Source organism: Sphingobacterium sp. UBA7253 (assembly GCF_002472745.1).
Classification (GTDB): domain Bacteria; phylum Bacteroidota; class Bacteroidia; order Sphingobacteriales; family Sphingobacteriaceae; genus Sphingobacterium; species Sphingobacterium siyangense.
The window spans coordinates 21,340-43,110 of the sequence record NZ_DKSP01000249.1 but is presented as its reverse complement, the minus strand read 5'-3'; the positions used below and the strand labels follow the sequence as shown (position 1 = coordinate 43,110).

General features: G+C 39.3%; 12 protein-coding genes. 5 read left to right on the top strand and 7 right to left on the bottom strand.

The window, feature by feature from the left end; all coding sequences use genetic code 11:
• From B2X72_RS26230 to B2X72_RS26220, 3 genes are all read left to right on the top strand, one after another.
• Positions 1-779: LytR/AlgR family response regulator transcription factor (locus B2X72_RS26230; protein ID WP_286852144.1), on the top strand; the 779-nt coding region annotated here is incomplete at its 5' end.
• 230 nt (positions 780-1,009) lie between these two features.
• Complete coding sequence (locus tag B2X72_RS26225; protein ID WP_286852141.1) at positions 1,010-4,120, top strand: SusC/RagA family TonB-linked outer membrane protein; 3,111 nt, start codon at positions 1,010-1,012, stop codon at positions 4,118-4,120.
• Positions 4,121-4,156: 36 nt separating this feature from the next.
• Complete coding sequence (locus B2X72_RS26220) at positions 4,157-5,641, top strand: RagB/SusD family nutrient uptake outer membrane protein (protein ID WP_286852139.1); 1,485 nt, start codon at positions 4,157-4,159, stop codon at positions 5,639-5,641.
• Between the two features lie 340 nt (positions 5,642-5,981).
• Here the strand turns inward: B2X72_RS26220 and B2X72_RS26215 are convergent, their stop codons facing one another.
• Both B2X72_RS26215 and B2X72_RS26210 read right to left on the bottom strand, forming a co-directional pair.
• Entirely contained in the window at positions 5,982-7,163 is a 1,182-nt protein-coding gene (locus B2X72_RS26215) for a PepSY-associated TM helix domain-containing protein (protein ID WP_286852137.1), read from the bottom strand.
• Position 7,164: 1 nt separating this feature from the next.
• Positions 7,165-9,495, bottom strand: a complete 2,331-nt coding sequence (locus tag B2X72_RS26210) for a TonB-dependent receptor (protein ID WP_286852136.1) — start codon at positions 9,493-9,495, stop codon at positions 7,165-7,167.
• Positions 9,496-9,781: 286 nt separating this feature from the next.
• Here B2X72_RS26210 and B2X72_RS26205 point away from each other — a divergent pair, with 286 nt between their 5' ends.
• Complete coding sequence (locus B2X72_RS26205; RefSeq protein ID WP_286852134.1) at positions 9,782-10,657, top strand: glycerophosphodiester phosphodiesterase family protein; 876 nt, start codon at positions 9,782-9,784, stop codon at positions 10,655-10,657.
• Between the two features lie 10 nt (positions 10,658-10,667).
• Here the strand turns inward: B2X72_RS26205 and B2X72_RS26200 are convergent, their stop codons facing one another.
• The 3 genes from B2X72_RS26200 to B2X72_RS26190 form a co-directional block, all read right to left on the bottom strand.
• Positions 10,668-11,093: a tetratricopeptide repeat protein gene (locus tag B2X72_RS26200; protein ID WP_120335308.1), complete on the bottom strand. Its 426-nt coding sequence runs from the start codon at positions 11,091-11,093 to the stop codon at positions 10,668-10,670.
• Positions 11,094-11,193: 100 nt separating this feature from the next.
• A complete protein-coding gene (locus B2X72_RS26195; RefSeq protein ID WP_286852133.1) occupies positions 11,194-12,633 on the bottom strand; it encodes a SusD/RagB family nutrient-binding outer membrane lipoprotein in 1,440 nt (479 codons plus the stop codon).
• A gap of 137 nt (positions 12,634-12,770) precedes the next feature.
• Entirely contained in the window at positions 12,771-15,890 is a 3,120-nt protein-coding gene (locus tag B2X72_RS26190) for a SusC/RagA family TonB-linked outer membrane protein (protein ID WP_286852131.1), read from the bottom strand.
• Between the two features lie 429 nt (positions 15,891-16,319).
• Here B2X72_RS26190 and B2X72_RS26185 point away from each other — a divergent pair, with 429 nt between their 5' ends.
• Entirely contained in the window at positions 16,320-16,931 is a 612-nt protein-coding gene (locus B2X72_RS26185) for a zinc-ribbon domain-containing protein (protein ID WP_088160379.1), read from the top strand.
• Positions 16,932-16,979: 48 nt separating this feature from the next.
• On the opposite strand, the gene B2X72_RS26180 is transcribed toward B2X72_RS26185, so the two are convergent.
• On the bottom strand, positions 16,980-19,667 hold the full coding sequence (locus B2X72_RS26180; protein WP_088160380.1) for a carboxypeptidase-like regulatory domain-containing protein: 2,688 nt from the start codon (positions 19,665-19,667) through the stop codon (positions 16,980-16,982).
• A 295-nt stretch (positions 19,668-19,962) separates the two neighbouring features.
• A complete protein-coding gene (locus B2X72_RS26175; RefSeq protein ID WP_286852129.1) occupies positions 19,963-21,492 on the bottom strand; it encodes a sulfatase family protein in 1,530 nt (509 codons plus the stop codon).
• Between the last annotated feature and the right edge of the window lie 279 nt (positions 21,493-21,771).

The following is a 21,771-nucleotide window of genomic DNA, read 5'->3' as shown; positions in this document are numbered from 1 at the left end:
ATATATTAATCCATTTTCTTTTTAGGAAATGGATTTTTTATTACATTCAACCCATGGGATGGAAAATACTGATTGTCGAAGACGAAGACTGGGCTTTTGTAGGCTTAAAGGAGATGTTGACTGCGCGCTATGGAGAAAGTGAACTGACCTTTACCAATGCAAAAGAGGTTCAGGAAGCGGTGGTGACAATCAATAGAAATCAATTCGATCTGATTTTTATGGATATCCACCTGATGGATGGGCTGAGCTTTGAAATTTTTAAGCAGGTATCTATCGATGTGCCGCTTATTTTTACGACGGCTTACGAACAATATGCCTTGGAGGCCTTCCAAAATAGAGGGTATGCCTATTTGTTAAAACCTTTCGACAGCGACGAGTTGACTGAGGTCATGAAACGTATCGAACCGCTACTACCTAAAGTAGAACCTCGGCTCAAACAGCGTTTTTTAGTGAAATATGGTAATTTTTTAAAGTCGCTGGCCATTGCTGATATTGCTTATTTTATGGCAGAAGACAAAGAGTTGTATGCTGTAGAAAAAGGATCTGGAATTGCATATATTATTGAAGATACCATCACTCATCTCGTTACACAGGTAGATCCAACAGTTTTTTTCCAGATCAATCGTAAATTTCTTGTTCGAATAGATGCGATTCAATCCATGTTAAAAATTAGTCGAAATAGAATCAAATTAGCGTTAATGCCCTCAACTCCATCGGGAATTGTAGTCATTGTTAGTGAGGAACGATCTCCGAAGTTTCAAAAATGGCTTGATCAATAATAGTAAGTTAGCTTACTAAATGACTTTTATAAGCTTAGTTTTTAATTTTAAGTACTTTATTTATAGTGTTTTGTGTTTTAGCGAAACAAAATCTATTAATTCAATAGATTTTGTTATATATTTGCGTTCCAGCAAAAACTACTTATTCAGTAGATTTTATTGGAATGCAAGGAGCCACTGTGTTTTTTGTATTTAATCACACTTAACTTATTTAGTAAAGCATTCTTACGATGTACGCAAAACTTAAATACATTCCTATTGCTGCGATAGCATTATCAGGTGTCAATATGAACAGGTTGTATGCTCAGCAGCGGGCTATACAAGGAAAAGTTGTTGATGCCAAAACCGGTCACCTACTTCCTGGAGTAAATGTTCGCATTTCGGGGCAAAATCAAGGAACCTTAACGAATTCAAAAGGAGAGTTTACAATCAATGTCACAGGTGACGTATTACCTGTATTGGAATTTTCCTTTGTAGGTTATGAATCTCAGCAGCTAAAAGCAACAAGTACAAACTTAACATTGTCCTTGAAACCCTCCAGTACAGATCTGGAAGAAGTGGTGGTGGTGGCTTACGGTACTGCCAAACGTACAAACATAACGGGGTCGGTCAGTACGGTGAGCAGCAAAGCTATTGAAAATAGACAGGTATCAAATATTACGAAGGCCCTGGAGGGACAGGTACCGGGCTTACAGTCCGTAGCGTCCTCGGGACAGCCAGGTACTGAAGCAGCCATCCGTATTAGGGGTATCGGCTCCATTAATGCCTCCAGTTCACCTCTGATCGTGTTGGATGGTAGTCCTTATGCCGGGGATATTAACTCCATCAATCCGAATGACATTCAGTCTATCTCTGTTTTAAAAGATGCAGCATCAAGTGCACTTTACGGATCCAGAGGGGCGAATGGTGTGATTATTATTACTACTAAGTCTGGTGTGTCTTCCGACAACACCAAGATTAATCTCAATTTTACACAGGGCTATTCAACCCGTGCAGTTCGTGACTATGACCAGGTATCGACCGATGAATATTTTCAGCTCTATTGGGAAGCTTTGAGAAACAAAAACCTGTCAAATGGCCTTACAGCAGAGCAAGCGGCGTCCAACGCAAGTAAGACCGTATTGACAGATTTAAATATCAATCCGTATGGCAGTCAATACCCGCAGCCGGTCGGAGTAGATGGTAAGTTGGTTGCCGGAGCTAAGACACTATGGGATGATCCATGGACCGACGTATTGCAACGTACGGGAGTGCGTACACAAGCAGATCTAGGGTTTAGTGGTGGTAGTGCCAAAAGCACCTATTATATTTCGGGTGGTTATCTGAACGATCAGGGGATAGCGATTGAATCTGGATTTAAAAGGTACAACCTGCGCGCAAATCTTGACAGCAAAGTGAAATCCTGGTTAAATGTCGGTCTCAATATAGGTGGTAGCAGTACACAACAAAAATATCCGCAGTCTGAGGACAGCAATACGGCAAACATTATAAATTTTACGAGACTGGTGCCATCTTTTTATCCATACTATGAGCGCAATGCGGATGGTTCATTTGTGCTTGATGGAGCCGGAAATAAGATTTACGATTTTGGAGAATATCGTCCAAGTGGTGCAACACCACGTAATAATTTAGCTGCTTCTCTTCCTTTGGACAGAAATGATATCCGTCGGGAAAATCTATCTGCCCGGACTTATCTGGAAGTGTTGTTTTCTAAAAATTTAAAATTTAAGTCGACATATAATGTTGATTACATCAACGGGAATACACACGACTATACCAATCCTTTACTGGGAGACGGTGTGAATACGGGCGGCTATGTTTATCGTTCAAATGTACGTACCGTAGCGCAGACCTGGAACAATTTATTGACTTATGAGAAGCAGTTTGGCTTACATTACCTCAATGTATTGGCCGGCCAGGAATACTATGATTTTAACAATAGTAATATCAACGGTAGCAGACAGCAATTTGTGCTCCCTTACTTTGATGAACCTGCTGCGGCATCACAACTCAATAACTTCACGGGATCAAGTGCTGGGTATAGGCTATTGAGTTTCTTGGGAAGAGCGGAGTATAATTATGATAACAAATATTATTTATCGACTTCGTTACGTACTGATGGTTCGTCGCGCTTTTCGCCAGCAAAACGTTGGGGAACATTCTGGTCTGTGGGTGGATCTTGGAAGCTGAAACAGGAAGAATTTTTGAAGGATAACACAACGATTGATCAGCTGACGGTAAGAGCAAGTTATGGTGGACAAGGAAACGATAATTTAGGTACCTATTATGCTTATAAAGGACTTTATACCATTGCAAATAGTTTGGGTAAAGGCGGAACGTATACCGGTAGGTTGGCTACACCAGATCTAAAATGGGAGTCGAACCTCAATTTGAACGTAGGTGTCGATGTATCTGCATTTGAAAACCGGGTTTCATTGAGTGTGGAGTACTTTAACCGTCGGAGTAAGGATTTGCTGTTCACCATGCCGATGGCTTATTCAACAGGCTATACGGGCTATGATGCAAATATTGGAGCGCTGAAAAATACCGGTATCGACGTGGATATTCGTACTGTCCCGGTTCGAAATGAAAATTTTAAATGGAATTTAGACGTCAATCTTTCGCATTACAAAAACAAGATTACAGCTTTGCCAAAAGATAACAAACCGATCATTACGGGGAATAAGCTTTTGCGTGTAGGCGGAAGTATCTATGATTTTTATCTGCCGGAATGGGCTGGAGTAAATCCAGATAACGGTCTGCCTCAATGGTATACCGCTGATAAGGACGGTAATAAAACAGGTGAAAAAACTTCGGAATACAGTAAGGCCGGTAATTTTATTGCCGGGACTTCATTGCCAGATCTTGTCGGTGGGATTCAAAACAGTTTCACTTACAAAAATTTTGATTTGTCTGCTTTGCTGAGTTTTAGTTTGGGTGGACAGATATTAGATAACGATTATATTCAGCTTATGCATAGCGGTAATAATCCAGGACGTGCCTGGTCCAAGGAGATCCTCGAGCGCTGGACGCCTGAGCATACGCAGACCGATGTGCCTAAATTGACTACCGATAACTTGAATTGGACCTCTTCGTCCACACGTTTTCTTTACAGTGGCACTTATGCACGCCTTAAAAATGTGAGTTTGGGCTATAGATTACCTTCGGATTTATTGAAGCGGATAGGTGTAGAAAAACTTCGTGTCTTTGCAACGGCCGAAAATCTATTGACATTTTATGGTCATCAAGGAATGGATCCAGAACAGACGGTGAATGGGGCGACCTATTTTCGCTATCCGGCAATGCGAACAATCTCTGGTGGTATTCAGCTTGTTTTTTAATGCCTTATTGTTAATCTGAGAATTTAAATGAAAATCATGAAACTAAAAATTGTATATATCATATTGGCGCTCTCCCTAGTGAATGCATCATGTAAGGATGCGCTTGAGCTGGATCCAACCACTTCTGTGCCGGAAGGTGAAGTGTTTAAAAATACCGACAATGTTGCTACGGTGATCAACGGTACCTGGAAGTATTTAAATGATACTTATTTTACTTATGCCAATCCAGGTTATACGGCGGTAATGCGTACAAGTGATGCAATGGGAAGTGATGTTGCGGTGACGACCAAATACGGTTATCGCGATGCATACGCATTTACCGAATTAACAAACAATCGTTCTAATCGCGTTAATTCTTTTTGGATAATGCTGTATAAAGTGATCGATAATATGAATAATGTGATCGCGAAAGTGGATGGAGCTGAGGGATCTGTCGAAACCAAAAATGTATTGAAAGGAAGAGCGAAAGCATTGCGCGCGTTTTCTTATCTAAACCTGGCGACTTTTTATCAGTTCAGTTATCTGAAAGATAAAAATGCCAAGTCTGTTCCGATCTATACCGAACCCAGTACATTGTCGACTGAAGGAAAATCAAGGTCAACACAGGAAGAAGTGTATGAACTTATCTTGAAAGATCTCAAAGACAGTGAAAGCTTGTTGGCTTCTGCTAGTAGAGCGGATAAATACGAAATCAATGCGGATGTCGTGTATGGTCTGCTTGCGAGAACCTATTTGCAGGTAGGCGAATGGAAGCTAGCCGCTGAATATGCTGAAAAAGCAGCTCAGAAGTATAATTTAATGACTCCGTCAGATTATCAGGCAGGTTTTAATGATCTTGGAAATAGCGAGTGGATTTGGGGACATCAGCAGACTAACGAGCAAAATGTGGCAAGTTATACATTTCATTATTTGGATGTGTCGTCAGCTGGATCTTATTACTATAGTTTTATGGCCGATCCTTATTTTAAAGATTTATTCGATACCAGTGATGTGCGTTACGCTTTATTTGAATGGGATAATTTACCTGGTCGGGAAGGTTTCCTACGGTATAAGAAGTTTAAGTTTAAGTCCAATTTAATTGGAGATATTGTATACATGCGTGCTTCTGAAATGGTTTTGATTGCGGCTGAAGGTTATGCAAGAGCTGGTGAAAACGATAAAGCGGTAGCAGCGCTGAATAAATTACGGACGGCTAGAAACGCTAAGCTGTTTTCAGGAAATGATAATGGACAATTAATTGCTGCCATTCTTGTTGAAAGACGCAAGGAACTTTGGGGTGAAGGATTTGCTTTGTCGGATATTCTTCGGACTCAGGGAAAGGTTGTGCGTAAATCCTATCTTGATGCTGAGGGAAAACCTATTCAAGTAGAAATTGTGGGTGCAGACGGTAAGCCTAAGCTGGTTAATGGTCAAGGGCACCGGGTTATTAAATTTCCTGATGGTTCTAATTTTGTAGAAAACAGTCCTTATTATTTGTTTGCTATACCATACGAAGAGACGGTGCGAAATCCGAATCTTTAGTATGTTAGTTGTTGGTTTGTTATTGAAGAGATCCGGTGCACTTCTGTGTATCGGATTTTCTTTTTTTCTCACGCGACTTTCTTTTTTGGCTGTGTGCTTTGCTTCCTTTTGTTGAAGAATGCTTCCTTTTTTTAGTGTTGCCCTGTTTGCGCGGCTTAGCGTTGGGATCTTCTCGGTTTAAAGACTGTCGTCTTTTTGTTTTGTATGTTGTTTTTTCAGATGGTGTATCGCATTCCTATAAATTGCACAAGAGATGGTGTCGGTAAATAGGGTAAGGGTTAGTTTTCCACATTATGTTAATAACGCTGTTGAAAACCTGTTTAAAAGAAAAATGCAGTTATTAACAGTACTTATTAACATTATGTTGATAACCTTTCTTTTTCTTCTTTTTGCTTTTGTTCATCCAGATGATATATCCTGTGATGGGTAAGGAAGCACAAAAGAGACTAGCTAGGCAAGCGATAATTTTTGTTGTGAGTCCACCGATGCCACCGGTATGAATATCATAGTTAAGTGCACCGAGCTTATCCCCATACTGCAATTTGTTGCTGGATTTGACTGCTGTAAGACTGTTTTCTTCTTTATTATAATAAAGCCAATCAAATACACCGCTTCGTTTTTCATGATGTCTCACCTGTATATCCATTGCTGTTTCGGTTTCTTTTTTTAGTCGGATCGACATCATTTCAGCATCTGGATAATTTGTCAAGGCATACCGCAGCGCATTGTCCTGAAATTTCTTTTCCACAACGGGCAAGGGTATAGGGGAGCTGCGTGTGGAAGAAGCTGTTGGCGGCTGCAATAAATTGAATGTTGCGATATAGGTCTTTTTGAAATCCGGAAAAGCAAATGCGAGGCCCGTAATGGCAAAAATCAATCCGATAAATAAACTGTAAAATCCGATGACATTGTGGATGTCGTGGTTCAGTCGCTTCCATTTTACTTTGGTATCTAACCAAAAACTGCGCTTAAGATTCTTGCCCTTCCATTTTTTTGGCCACCAAAGAACAATGCCACTAAGTAAGATAAGGACAAAAATGGCCGTTGACCAGGCGACGATAGGATGGCCATATTGCTTGCCCAAGAGGAGGTTTAGGTGAAGCTGAAGCACCAGTTGAAAGAATTCTGTTTTTGAATTTTCTACTTGCTGTACTTGACCAGTATATGGATTGATGAAAACGCGTTTGTAATAGCGGTAATAATTCCAATGGCCAAATGCTTTTTCGTCCGTTTTTATGGCACGAAATACCCAGGTACGATTCTTCGAAGGATAGAGATCAACCCGCGTGATTTTTTGATTTTTTTCGAGGCTTTTCTGTGCGCTGTAAAGAAGTGTGCTTAAAGGTAGTGGAGTTTTTGAGTGGTTGGTTGTGTCGGAGATAAAATATTTTTCAGGATAAGCCCAGAGCTTGAGCTCATCCTGAAAAGTGTATATGCTGCCCGTCAGGCTTAGGATGAATTCCACAACTCCGGTGATGATTCCGAGCCATTTATGCAACCAAAGAATGACAGTTTTAAACATATTAGAATTTGTAGTTGATGTTAAATGAGGCCAGCATACCTTGTCCTTTGACGTATTCTTCATTTAAGGCACGGTATTGACTGACAACAGGGTAATAGTTTTTATTGAATAAGTTCTCTACCCCCATGCCGATAGACCATTGTTTGTTTACTTGGTAATTTCCGTTTAAGTTAAATAGGTCAACGGTCTTAACGGGGCCTTCGCTGTTTTTGTATACGCCTTTATCGTTTGGAAGAAAGCGATCCCGGGACCCGGTATGCACCCAAAAAAGCTGAAAGGTTAAGGGTTTTATCGGAGTATAGTAGATGTATCCCGTTGCTTTGTCTGGCGAGATACGTGAGCCATTGAGGTAGGATTTTGATCCATCGTCTTTTTTTGACTTTCCTTCCACATAGGCATAGGTTCCACCGATGGTCAATTGAGGCGAAATATTAGCGCTCAATGCAATTTCGTACCCATACACATCTTCTGGAAGGCGTTGTGGCATCAGGTAACCACCAATATCCACTAGTTCAACGCCCATTTTGGAAGTACTGTAGTAATAAGATGCTGATAGCTGGAAAATGCTGTAATTGCTTGAGAAACCGATTTCGTAATTATTGGTGATAATAGGGTCGGTTTTTAGGCTATCTAAATCATTATCTGTTGCCCGACGTACAATACGACCGAGTTCATTGATTGCGAAACCTTGTGAGAAACTTACGAAGGGATTAAAGATCGCGAATTTGTTGTAACGCAAACCTGCATTGAAGGTCGCTCCTTTGTAGGGGATATTACCTCCTTTTACGGCAATACTTCCTTCGTTGTTGGGCCCTGTAGCAATGGTATTGAAATCCTTTATTTTGACTGTTGCATTTTCATAACGTACACCGCCTTTAAAGATTAAGTTTTCTAGGAAATCAATTTTTACCTGGGCGTATGGAGCAACGTTTAACATGTTCATATAGGGAATATAGACCCTGCCGTCGGTCAGATTTTGATCTGTTACATCATTTAGTAAATCTACACCATAGGTGATATCTGCATTTGAACCCAATACCTGAAAAGGTGTGTTTAAGTTAACGCGTAAGCCTTTTTTCTCCGAATTGATTTGTGTTTGTCCTGGACCATACCATGCAGAAGCTTTCTCGACATAACGGTTCATGGATCGAAATGTATTGTAGTATGCAGAAGCAGTTAAAGATGTCGACGCGAATAGATTACTTTTAGTATAGGTCAACATGGCATTGTGGTTATACGGAGTTCCAGCAGGTTTACCTGGATCTTCGCCTTTCACGCCTATCGTTGGCGTTTGACCATATACACCTGTTTGGCTGATGTATCTATTGTGTTGGTTACTTCGATAGAAGTTGTACACTGCTGTGATATTGGAGCTACTATCGATACGGTACCCTGCTTTTAGAAACGCATTGTATTGATAGGTGTTCGAAAGACCGTCTGTCTGACCAAGGGGAACTCCGTCGCCATCGCGTTGCAGGCCAACATAATCGGCGGATCCACTGACGGTATAATTCCATTTATTTTTTTGTCCGTATAAGGTTTGTCCGATGCGATAGCCCATAGTACCGGCGCTATGAACTGGATTGAAAGTAGTTCTAAGACTTGTGATCCCTTGTATCGGAGCAGCGTCTTTCGATGGATTGCGTGTAATGTAGTTGATAATACCACCTGCGGATCCATTTCCATAGATAGATGTAGCACCTTTGATAACCTCAACCCGTTCGATGACACTCGGGTCAATGGTCCGAAGATCACGTTGTCCATTCATCAAAGGCGTTGATTGTGGAATACCGTCGATCAAAACAAGCACAGATCTCCCACGAAGTGTTTGTCCGGAGTTTGTCGCTTTATTGGTCGATGTTCCAAGACCGGGAACAGTATTCCCTAAAATTGTTGAAAGATTGGTGCTGATTTGGCTTTGGGCCTCAATTTCTTTTGTGGTCAAGATCGTTACTGAAGAAGGAACAGTGGAGATGCTTTCCGGCTTACGTCCTGCTGTTACGATAATCTCATCTAACACTTGGGTAGAATTAAGCTGAACTGACAATGGACGTTGAACGGTATCTAAATTGACCATTTTTTCAACCGTTGAAAAGCCTGTGTATGATACCCGCAATTGAATCGGATTATTCAAAGGTCTTTTGGCAAAAATGAATTGTCCAAGTTGATTAGAATAGCCGACGCTTTTTCCGTCAACTTTGATATTCGCTTGGCTTAATGGTTTATTGTCTCTGTCTTTTACGATAAGGGATAATTCTTGTGCATGTAGCTGAGCACTTAAAAGCAAAAGAATTCCGCTGCTGAACATCATATATCGTGTTCTGTTTTTCATGGTAATTTATTTAGATCAAATATAAATTAATGCGCAAATATAGTTTATTTTATAGTTGTGCCAACAGCTATATTATATTTTTTTTTAATTTTTAGAGATGGTATACAGTGATTTTCAGGTACATTTTGCCACAGTGGATGAGTTTGATCTGCTAGGCTCATGTTTACAGACTAGCTTGTTTACATGAATTGAATGTTTTGTTAAAGATTTATTGATCTTGGATGATTAGTTTAGCATGTTGTTTTGTGTATCAAAGGCTTAAGAATTTTAACGTAATTATAAATCCATGAGAAGAACATTTTTCACTTTTTTTCTTTTTGTTTCGTCGTACTCAGTAGTCGTCGGACAAAAAATCCATTCACTTGAGTTTGCTTCTCCAAAGGCGATGCGTGATTATTTTACCTATGCTAAAGATAAAAAAATTGTAAGTGGTCATCGGGGAACGATGGAGGCTGGACTTCCTGAAAATTCGATTGCGGCATTTGAAGCCGTATTACGAAAAACACCGGCTATTTTTGAAATCGATCCGCGTTACACCAAGGATAGTGTTGCTATTTTGATGCACGATGCGACATTGGATAGAACCACAAATGGAAAAGGAAAAGTATCTGACTATACCTGGGATGAACTGCATAAGCTGAAATTAAAGGATCAGGCTGGAAATATTACCCGGTATGGTATTAACACACTTGATGAAGTCATTCAATGGGCAAAAGGTAAAACCATTCTGAACTTAGATAAGAAAGACTTGCCATTGGCGGCCACAGCAGCAATACTAAAAAAATACAATGCCTACAGTTGGGTGTGGGTTACGGTACATAATACTGAACAGGTAGCGTTTTATTTGGCGCAGAATCCAGAACAGTATATGTCTATGAATATTAAAGATCAGGCTGCATTGGAAAAATTTAAATCCTCTGGATTACCCTACGACCGTATGATTGTCTATATTGGGCCAGAACTAAAGGATTCTAATCAGGCAATGTATCAATTCTTCAACAACAAAGGTGTGATGTGCATGATTTCAGCGGCGTCTACCTACGATAAGTTGAAGACAAAGGCAGAACGCACCGAAAAGTATAGGGCCATATTTGCGGAAGGAGCCTCCATTCTTGAGTCGGATCTCCCTATGGAAGTTGGTGAAGTAATCGATTCGTTTTAACGGATTATGATCAATCCAAATCGATATTGTCATCTAAAAATTTAAGATACTTAGGCGATTCATCTTCGAAAATGTCTCTTCCTTCCATCATATAGGCGCGAAGAAGATATTCCTGGGCAGACTCGCTATTGTTGTCTTCCAAATAGCACTGTCCTAAGCGTAGCATGATAAAAGGGTTTTCGTAGGCATTTTCGATAATGTTCTGTTTTGCTTTTTCAAAATGGGAAAGGGCATTGTCAAAATCGTCCAGTAAGAAAAAGGCATCTCCTATGGAAGCTTCGAGCCAAAGACTTTCCGCATGAACATGTTGTGGACTAGGGACTAGATCAAGTGCTTCGGTCCACACCCGGATCGCCGCCTGATAGTTCCCTTCATCACATTGGATGTTTCCTTCCTCGCTAAGTTGGTCTATTCTGTCTAATGTTTGATCGTCCATAACATTTTATTCTTTAGAGTGCTATACGAAGATAAGAAATCTACAGAAAAAAGCGGAAAAATAACTTCTTCCGCTTTTTTAAAATTGTTTTAACCTACATTTATTCTACATCAAACCACAATTTAGTGAGTAAAGTATTGCTGCCCTGACGTGCGATTGCTTCCTTATAGCTCGTTCCGTTGAGTGATTGTTCGGTTCCGGGATACAGAAACCGCAAAGGAATTTTGCCGTTTAAAGCCCCGGCCTTCGCAGGCGTTAATTGCGGATAATCTAACCGACGCCATTCTGCAAAGGCTTCTAAGCCCTGTCCGTACAAGGCAATCCACTTTTGTTCCCCAATGGATTTTTTGTAGCGGTTGGAATCGAACTTAATGGCTGTCTGGCTGAGGTAGCTAACGATTTGGTCATTGCCAATGTTGTATTGTTCCAAAGAAGCACGGATTGCCTTTTGGTAATAATCTGCTGCATCACCTGTGATAAATCCTCTGCTCACTGCTTCGGACAAACCAAAAAGTGTTTCCGAAAAGCTTAAGATTACTGCTGGAGCATGTGGATCTCTAAAATAGATACCTGGTCTTGAAGTGCGAGCGAAGCCCAAGTTACTAGCGTCACTTGCCGTTAAACCATTTGGTACTCCGATATATTGTTCTGGCGTTGAGGTAGTGGTCGTATCGGCATAAATACCCAAACGCGGATCGTTGAGTGAGCGCAGTTTGTCGACAATTGTCTTACTCACTCTATAGTCCTCCCGTGCTTCAAACGATGCACTGACCGGATTGCGATAGGGTGCGTCGCGGTAGATAAGCTGTGCATTGTCTGCATTTGAGGTCAAATATCCACTTCCCTCTGCGGCAATCTCCTGTAATGTTGTTTTGGGGAGATTTGGTAATCGATCTGCGATACGTAAAGCAATGCGTAGACGAAGTGCATTTGTAAAACGCTTCCATTGCGCGATGCTACCATTATAAATAATGTCTCCTTCAATATTTTTTCCACTCGGATTTAATAAAGCCTGAGCACTTTTCAGATCGTTTAATAAGCCTGTGTATACTTTCTCTTGCGTATCGTAATGCGGTGTAAGATAGACGTCAATGTTTCCGGCTTCTGTGTAAGGTATTTCGCCATAAGCGTCTGTAAGTAAAGAAAATACCCAGGACTGTAGGACGATTGCTACCCCCTTATAGTTGTCATTTCCTGTGTTTTCCGCCAGTTTTTGAATGATTTTCAACTGACTTATGCTTTTCGAATACCAAGTGGACCAACCTTCGTTAAAATCATTATTTGTAAAGATGTAACGGTCGGGATCAGTATATTGTATTCTCGCCCAATGTTGAACAAATAAAAGGCTAGACGCGAGGTTGTTACTTATACCCCAGTAGCTATCTGTTGTCGTCTTAATTGTACTGGTTAGCAGGTAGGCAGGCTGAGGAGTTTCCGCTTCATTCTGATTTTGGTTTACTTTTGCTAACTCGTCTTTACAGGACGTCGTTAGACCTAGTAAGAGAAAAAGTCCTGCTATATGTTTGCTATTTATTTTCATTTTCTAATCGTTATTTGTTTATCAATTATCTGTTATCAACTGTACTTGTGCCTTATTTGCTTTGTAGATGTTGATTGCCAGTTATTTGTATAAATCCGTAAGTTTTGTTCTATTTTTAATTCGATTGTTCCATTTTCTTAAAACTTCAGGTTCAAATTGAAACCAAAGCTTCTCGTAGTGGGCAATTGCAAACTTTCCAAACCTTGGGCATTTCCTGTATTAAAAGCTGTTTCCGGATCAATATTGGGGGCATTCTTATGAATAATCCACAAATTACGACCTACTAAAGAGAAAGATGCTCCCTGAAAACCAATTTTGGAAATCCAGCGATTAGGTAATTGGTAGCCTAATTTTACTTCGCGTAATTTGACATAAGACGCATCGAATACATTTGCTTCATTGGTTCTGTATAATGTTTTATAATATTGTTGTGCCGAAACAACTTTTGTATTTTCTGAGCCATCTGCATTCACACCATCTGCAATGATACCGTCATCGTATGTTATACCGTTCAGGGTATAGCTTAAGCCACCATGTTCAGCATCTCTTCCAGGAAGGGTAGAGGCTAATACCCCTGTGCCTGTACCTGTGGCATTCGTGCCAGAATACAGTTTTCCACCATGTTTGATGTCGATCAAAAAGCTCAGATCAAAATCTTTGTAACGGAATTGATTGGTAATTCCACCTAACCAGTTCGGTGTAAATTTTCCAAAATAATGGTTGACAGGGTCAGTAGCAGGAGTCCCATCTGCATTGACAATAATACGTCCAGCTTCATTTCTTAAAAAGCCGGTTCCATAGAGAGTTCCATAAGGTTTTCCGACTGCAGCCAAAACCTGCACCGTTCCCGAAGAACCGATCGTATAGCTTTGTAGCAACCCCGCATCGTCTAATTCTACCACTTTACTTTTATTTGTAGCAAAATTTACATTGATGTCCCATTGAAAATCCTGTTTTTTTATCGGGGTAACTCCGAGTTGAATTTCCAACCCTTTATTGTTGATTTTTCCGGCGTTGACTAGTTGTTTTTTGTAACCAGTTGAAGGGCTTACATCGACGCTTAGGATTTGATTGATACTATTGATATTGTATAAACTTAGATCCAAACGTACCCGACTTTTGAGGAATGCCAACTCGGTACCTAATTCAGTAGAGGTTGTTGTTTCCGGTTTTAAATCTGGATTTTTCTTAATGTCATTGACCGATAATTGTGGACTATTTCCGTAAGGAGCGCTAAAAAGATAAGAATCGATCAAGTTGAACGGATCGGTATCTTTACCTACTTTAGACCATCCTCCACGTAATTTCCAAAAAGAGAGTACATTGCTTTGAATGGAGAAAGCATCTGTCAGTACGATACTTGCGTTTGCTGATGGGTAGAAATAAGATAGATTGTCAACAGGTAGGGTTGAGGACCAATCATTACGTGCCGTCAAATTCAAAAAGGCATAATTTTTATACCCCAATTGCGCGGAAGAAAAGATGCTGTAAGCTTTCAAAGGACTATATTCACCTGTTGAAATTAAAGCATCTCTTGAGTTTGCCAGTGTATATACATCTGGTACTGCCAAACGCGGTGCCTTCTGGTTATTCCTTTGTCGGGACTGGCTTCGTATGTTTCCACCTCCTAGGATATCCAATGTGAAATCATTGGAAAGGGGACGGTTATAATTCAGCGTAAACTCTGTATTATTTTCATTTACTGTGTATGCGTCCTCTTCGTAAGATCCATAGGGCGTACCATTCGTGCCATATGCGATCCTAATTTTGCGTCGATCTGTATAATAATCGTTGCCCGTACGGAAGTTTGCCGTCAAATACTTATTGATTTTATAGTTCAAACCAATATTGCCAAAAATGCGGTCGCGTTGTTGCTGAACCGTATTCTCTTCCGCAATGAAATACGGGTTGCTATAATAACTATTGTTCCAATTGACTAGATTGCCGTTAGCATCCCGATAATTTTTTAGACGCGAAACATCCACTTGTCTTCCAAACCATGTAAATTGTAACATGTAACCATTAGAACGGAAACCACCTACACCAGGTAAATTACCAGAATTCGTACGCACATAGTTTGCATTAGCAGTAAGTGTTAGATCTTCTGTGATTTTATAACGGGTATTGATATTGAAATTATTTTTTTCAATAGAAGAATTGGGAACAATCCCCGTTTGATTGCTGTTATTATAGGAGAAACGGTAATCAATCTTCTCAGTCGCATCGGCAATTGAAATGCCATTATTTAAGGTTCTTCCCGTGCCAAAGAAACTCCTGACGTTATCCGGGTGTGCTACGAATGGCACGGCTTCACCATTGGAATAAAACTGAGGAGTCAGTCTGCCGTCCATCTTTGGACCCCAGCTTTCGTCCACACCATCATTGATACCCCCGCCCTTGCCATCTACATAGCTGAATTTTCCATCGGCACCCTGTCCAAAAACATTTTGATAATCGGGTAAAACGGCGAGTCGTTCGATTGTATTATTTGAATTGATGTTTATTCCCAGTCCTTTGCGTTTTTTTCCAGATTTTGTCGTAATCAAAATTACCCCAGCAGCGGCCCTTGAACCATATAATGCAGCAGCATTGGGGCCCTTTAGTACACTGATCGATTCAATATCTTCACTGTTGATGTCTGAGATTGCATTGGCATAATCCCGATTACCGCTCGTACCCAACTGGGAATTATCAACGGGGGTTCCGTCGATCACAAATAATGGCTGATTATTTCCTGCAATTGATGTTTCTCCACGGATAATAATCCGGGAGGACCCCATATTACCTTGACTATTTGTGACTTGAACACCTGCAACCTTTCCAGCAAGTGAATTGACTAAATTACTTTCTTTTGCTTCGGAAAGATCCTTTCCTTTCAGCTCCTGAATAGAATATCCCAATGTCTTTTTTTCTTTCGAGATATTCAATGCCGTCACAACAACTTCGTCTAGTTGAGAAGTCGTTGGCAGAAGTTGAACCGTGGTGAAACCTGTAGTATTGGTTTGAACAGTCTTAGTTTCAAAGCCAATATATTGAATGCTGATGTTAAGTGAGCTTCCGGTCGAAGGGAACTCAAATAGTCCATTTACATCTGTTTGAACCTGTTTTTTACTGTTTGTTTCGGTAACTGTAGCCCCTTGAATAGGATTATTATTGTTGTCGACTACCTTTCCTTTTATAGTGGTTTGTGCGTATAGTGCACCAGTACTAAGACAAAGCGCGGCCATTACGACAAAATTTATGTTGTTTTTTGCCATACTAATTATAATAGTGAGTTTATTGTTTGAGTTGAGTTATAGGAGATATTTGAAATTTACCTGTAAAAACATCCCCTTAGGACATTCGTTTTTTAAGGATATTATCTGTATGCTGTTTCATGTGTTAAAAAATGTTAATGCAAATATATAAAATCTACCTGATAACTATACTTTGTTTTTTTGTTTTTTGTAATTTTTGAGTCAGAATGATAAGATGCGGTTTTTATAGGTGAGGAGTAGCTGGGGCATCAAGTTTTTTTTCTTTTCGGAACACCTTCTTGTTTTCTTTGCAATATGTTGCCTGTCAGAATATTGATTGGTAGGTGCGAATCGTAAGCGACAACGCACGGATTGTAAATCCTCGTATTTTCGAATAAGAAAGGGCAATGTTCTTGTGTCTCCATGATGGTAAATTAAAACGTTAACACGATGATTATTTTTGGCACAAGAACAAAAGTTTTAGCTAATAAATCGCAATCGGCAATCGGAAACTGCGATTATTGTGGCACAGTTCAATCCCTTTTTGTCTACAGGCAAATTAAATATTTCCATGTTTTTTGGATACCCATATTTCCCTATAGTTCGGAGGTCATAACCATTTGCAATCATTGCAAGAAGTTGAGTTACCAACGTGAAATCAACCCACAAACACGTCAGGCCATATCTTCGGGAGCTATCCGTAAAACACCTTTTGGATATTTTGCGGGCTTAGTTCTGATTGGGCTTTTTGTATCTGCTATTGTTATAGCAGGAATTTACGGTGCAAAAAAGAAGGAAAAATACCTGAAAGATCCAAAGGTTGGTGATGTGTATGAGGTTTCCTATACAAAAGATGGAAAAACAATGCGTACGCTTTATCGTATCGCGAATTTAACGACCGACTCTGTTACCTTTGACCTAAACGATTATGAAGCGGATAGCCGAAAGGGTCTACGCAAATTGCGCGAGCAACATACAGATAGCTATTCGGAAAAGCAACGTTTATCGCGTGCCGAACTTGAAGAAATGAAAAGTAGGATATCGAATATTGAAAGATTGTAATAATCATTTTTGTTGTTGCTATAAGCAAGGTTCAGCTCTTTACCGGATCTATTTCTTTGTTTTTATAATATTAAATTTATGGACATAGCCCAACATAAAATATTGTTTCAATGTAAGTGAATTCCCAAAATATGTTACGTTGCCTTGACTGCCCCAATAATTTTGGGTATTCTGATTCAATATATCAAAGCCGGTCAATTTTAGCTGTGAATTATTTTTAAAGGTATAATAGACTGACGCATTTAATATATGGTAGTTTTTTCTGCCGCTCAATCCGCTGGCCCGGTTATCTAAGGAGTATGTTGATTCTAGCGAAAATCCGTGGATTGGATTAATATTCAATCCTGCACCAATTTTACGGATTGAATAAGTTGATTCAATAAAGTCGGGGTTATCTTTTACCGAATTTATGTTCTTGTTCCAAGAATAGGTATACTGTGGTGATATCGTCACTAGGTTTTTCCACGTCGCGGAAAATTGTTGGCTGGCATTGATCCCTATATTGGTCCCTTTATTATCAACATCATTGATGGAACTATAATTTTCATAGGTATAGATACTGTTGTTTTGCGATAGATAGAATGACCAATTTTTGCTGGCTTTTAGGTTGTATCTCAGGTAAGTATAGGTACTATAGTTATATTTTGATCCAGCGAGAAACATCTGCGTGGTCATTTGTCCTGTATTGTTGTTTCGCCAACTACGGGACCCGATGCTGTTATTGACATAATTGATATTTCCATTTACATTAAACTGCAATTTCGAGGTATACTTATAGTATGATATACTGACATTCTGTTTTTCGATATTGTTGAATATAAAGGATGTCTTTCGTGTATACAATGGATTTAGATCCATGACGAGTTGCTGAATTCCGTAGAGTTCGGGAGACTCGAGATCTTTATACCAGCCGAGGTTTAGATCTTTATAACGGATATTAATATTAGGCAACCAGTAGCCTAAAGATGATTTCTCGGCAGAGTTGATTTTAAGTAAATCAAAATGATTTACCTTTACTTGATAGGCTGTTCCAAACTTTACGTTAAAATCTTTGGTGGGTCTCCAGTAAAATATAATACCCGTAATATAATCTTGGTATTTGTAACGATAGCTATTTTCATAAGGAGCTGCATGCATTTCTCCAGTGCTGTCGCGATTGATATATACACTTTCCTGTGGCCCTTGGCGGTTAGTGACATAGGTAAAGTAGTAGTCAAAGTTTAGTTTTTTAATTATTTTATTATAATAGGCTGCACTGAAATATAGGTTGTTGGAATTATTTTGTGTTCGGTTTTTATACCATAAACTAGTCCGCGGCTTAGCTGTATCATATATAAAGGTATTTTGAAAAGAGGTGTCGGTTTTTTCATTTGTATTGATGGAAATGGTATTTCTAAAAGATACGATGTGGTTTTTATTGAGTTGTTTTTCGATATAGAATCCATGTGAATAGTTCAGGGTATTTTCCTTATTTCCGCCCGTACCTGTTGCGTCATTTAGTTTTTTGAGATCCGTATAGGAGCGGTTCATTCCGAAGGTTGAATTGTTTTTTGAATTGATACCCAAATTCGGTGTAAATTCAAAATAGGCTGTTGTATCCATACGATGTCGGAGGAGGGTTTTGAGATTATGTCCTACAGATTTCTCCTGTTGCTGGTAATCGGATGTTGAATATTGTTTTTCCTGATCGTATAAAGAGATTTGATTGCCGGTATTTTGATTTTCGGCTTTATTATATTTCAGCATGTACATGATGTTCAACTTGGTCTTCTTTCCCCAGTCATTGTTGAGATTAAAGCCCAAGCCAATATCGTTGGCCTTACCCGAATAGTTCCTACCTCCAAAATTATCAAATCCATAGTTTTCGGCACGTCCAAGTCCAGCTTCTTGGTTCAATTCATTGTAATCAAAACTTTGGCGGTTAATGTTATTTCCGAAACCTAGGAAACTTAGCTGTAGTGTGTCTTTAAATGTATTGAATAAACCACCGGCCTCATACCTGCTGCGTGTACCCGCACTACCATAAAGTTTTCCAAAACTGGCCTTGAGAAAATCTTTCTTAAATTTTAGGTTAATCGTGATCGGCAGTTTATCTTCGTCTTCGTTCTCTTTTTTTGTTTCGCCCTTATCACGGTACACCTGTACTGTTTTGATAAGAGAAGCATCCAAATTTCGTGTGGCTATACGTACGTCACTCGAAAAGAAATCCTTGTCGTTTACTTTTACTTTGGAAACCTCTTTCCCTTGATAGTAAATAGAGCCATCCATATTAACCTGAAGACCAGGTAGTTCTTTGAGCAATTCCTCTACGTTGGCGTTGGGACGAGTTTTGAAGAAGTTGGTGTTATATTCTAACGTATCTTTATTCATCCATACGGGGGGAACAATATTGACGACTACTTCTTCGAGGCTTTTCGAGTCGAGCTTTAAGTGAGCGAAATCATAATTTTCTCCGTTAGGTATAGTAAATTCCTTACGAAAAGGATTTGCATTGACATGTGAAATAAAAAGCGTTAATGCGGTCCCTGTGGGAATTTTAACAAATTCAAATTTACCTTTTGTGTCAGTAAGGAGGTAGGAAACTACGGAAGAGTCTTTTGAATTGAGAATCGTTACAGTCGCTTTTTCTAACGGTTCAGCATTTTGAGCAAAAACAGTTCCGAGAACTTTGCCCTTCGATTGACCTATAACTATATTTGTAGTGAGTAATAAAATTAAAAACAAGTAAATTCTCATAAAATTAAGTACGTGTATCTTGGCTATAATGGTGATTAAAATGATTTTATGTAAATCATTTTAATAATACATTAAATAAATGAAAATTATACTATAAATGAAAATTTATTTATAAGACAATCGATTACGGATTCTATTTATTGCAATTTTTTTAAGATTATGTGTCTGCAAAACAACCTATTTACAATGACCCTATTGGACTTAACTATATAGGCAGCATTTCAATAAACATCTTGAAGGAACGTATAGCAATAAAAAAAGGGCATCCAATAGATCGGATACCCTGATGGCATCATTAGTCGATGTTGATTTTGTAAATAGCTTCTGCTTCTTTGTCATCAAATTGGCGCATTTGTGTGATCAGTTTCTTTTTCATCAGTTTGACGACGCTTTGATAGGCAGGATCCTTGTAAACATTATGGAGTTCATTGGGGTCCTTTTGGAGGTCAAAGAGTTCCCAATTTTCAATTCGTTTATAATAGCGGATCAATTTATAACGGTCATTACGAACACCAAAATGGGGGCTCACGGCATGTTCTCCATTTTCAAAATAATGATAGAAAAGATCTTTTCGATGTTCCTCTTTGTTATTTTTCAGGACATGTACAAAAGATTCACCTTGCATGTCTTTCGGTTTTTTGATAGCAGCTAACTCCAATAGCGTGGGAGCTATATCAGCGTTGACAATTTTGGCGTTTATGGTTGATTTTGAGCGTAATAGGGCTGGGTACCGCATGACCATTGGGGTACGAAAAGATTCCTCATACATCCAACGTTTGTCGAACCAACCATGCTCACCCATATAAAAACCTTGGTCTGAAAGATAGATTACAATTGTATTTTCACTGAGTGGTTTTTGATCCAGATAATCTAGTACTTTCCCTATATTGCGGTCCATAGATTGGGCAGTATTGAGATAATCAATCATATAACGTCTGAACTTCCATTCTGCAAGTTGCTTGCCCGTCAAATTACCTTGCTTTAGTTGTTCATAAATGGGCCGGTAATAGGCGATATAGCTATCCTTTTGAGCTTGGTTCATCCGCTTGAAGTTACCGTCGGCCATCATGTCTTCGAACGAATTGAACATTTTGAGATCGTAGCCCATTTTCATGTCCTTGTCAATGGACATTTCCTGCAATGCTGCTGCCGACCTACTTTGGTAATTGTCGTAGAAAGTAGCGGGTAAGGTGAAATTTACAGTATCGTAGGTGCCGAAGTCCTTTGGATCTGGCATCCAGGTACGGTGTGTGGCTTTATGACCGATGACTAGACAAAATGGCTTATCAGCGTCTACCGTATCGAGCCAATTAATAGCTTTTTCGGTTACGATATCAGATACATACCCTTCAGCGCGTTTGCGGCCCTCTTTGCTGATAAAATCTGGATTAAAATAGGTTCCCTGCCCAACAAGAATGTCATAATAGTTGAAACCCTGCAGTTTGTCTCCTAAGTGAATTTTACCCACCCAAGCGGTATTGTAACCTACGTTTTGCAGCTGTTTCACAAAAAGATCCTGACTAAAGTCGAATTCAGAAGTTTCATTGTCTTTGAATCCATTTTTATGGCTGTATTTACCCGTTAATAATGTCGCTCTGGATGGTCCGCAGATGGAATTGTTGACGAAGGCATTTTTAAATAGTGCACCCTGATCAGCGATGCGGTCTATTTGTGGTGTTTTCCCGTATTTCGAACCATAGGCACCGATTGCTTGATAGGCATGATCATCGGAAATAATGATGATGATATTAGGCATTTTTTGTGCAGAAGCATTTTTATAGAGAAGTGTTGCGATTACGGCAAATAAAAAGATGCTGAGTTTCATTGTGTTTTTTGGTTTAAATTGAATGTATCAAGCTTTTTTAAGCTATGCTATTTGAAAATAGTGTAAATTTCACGATGGTGATAACGCTGACTAAGATAAGGATTATTATGTATTACATAAAATAATTGAGTGATTGAATTTACTTTTTCATATCATTGTCTCTATGTATTTTTGATGCAGATTAAAATAAAAACAAAGGATAGATCAGATCTTTTTTTATACTACAATTATGGGATTTAAGTTGTTATTTAAGGGTATACTTTTGAGGGCTTTAGTAGG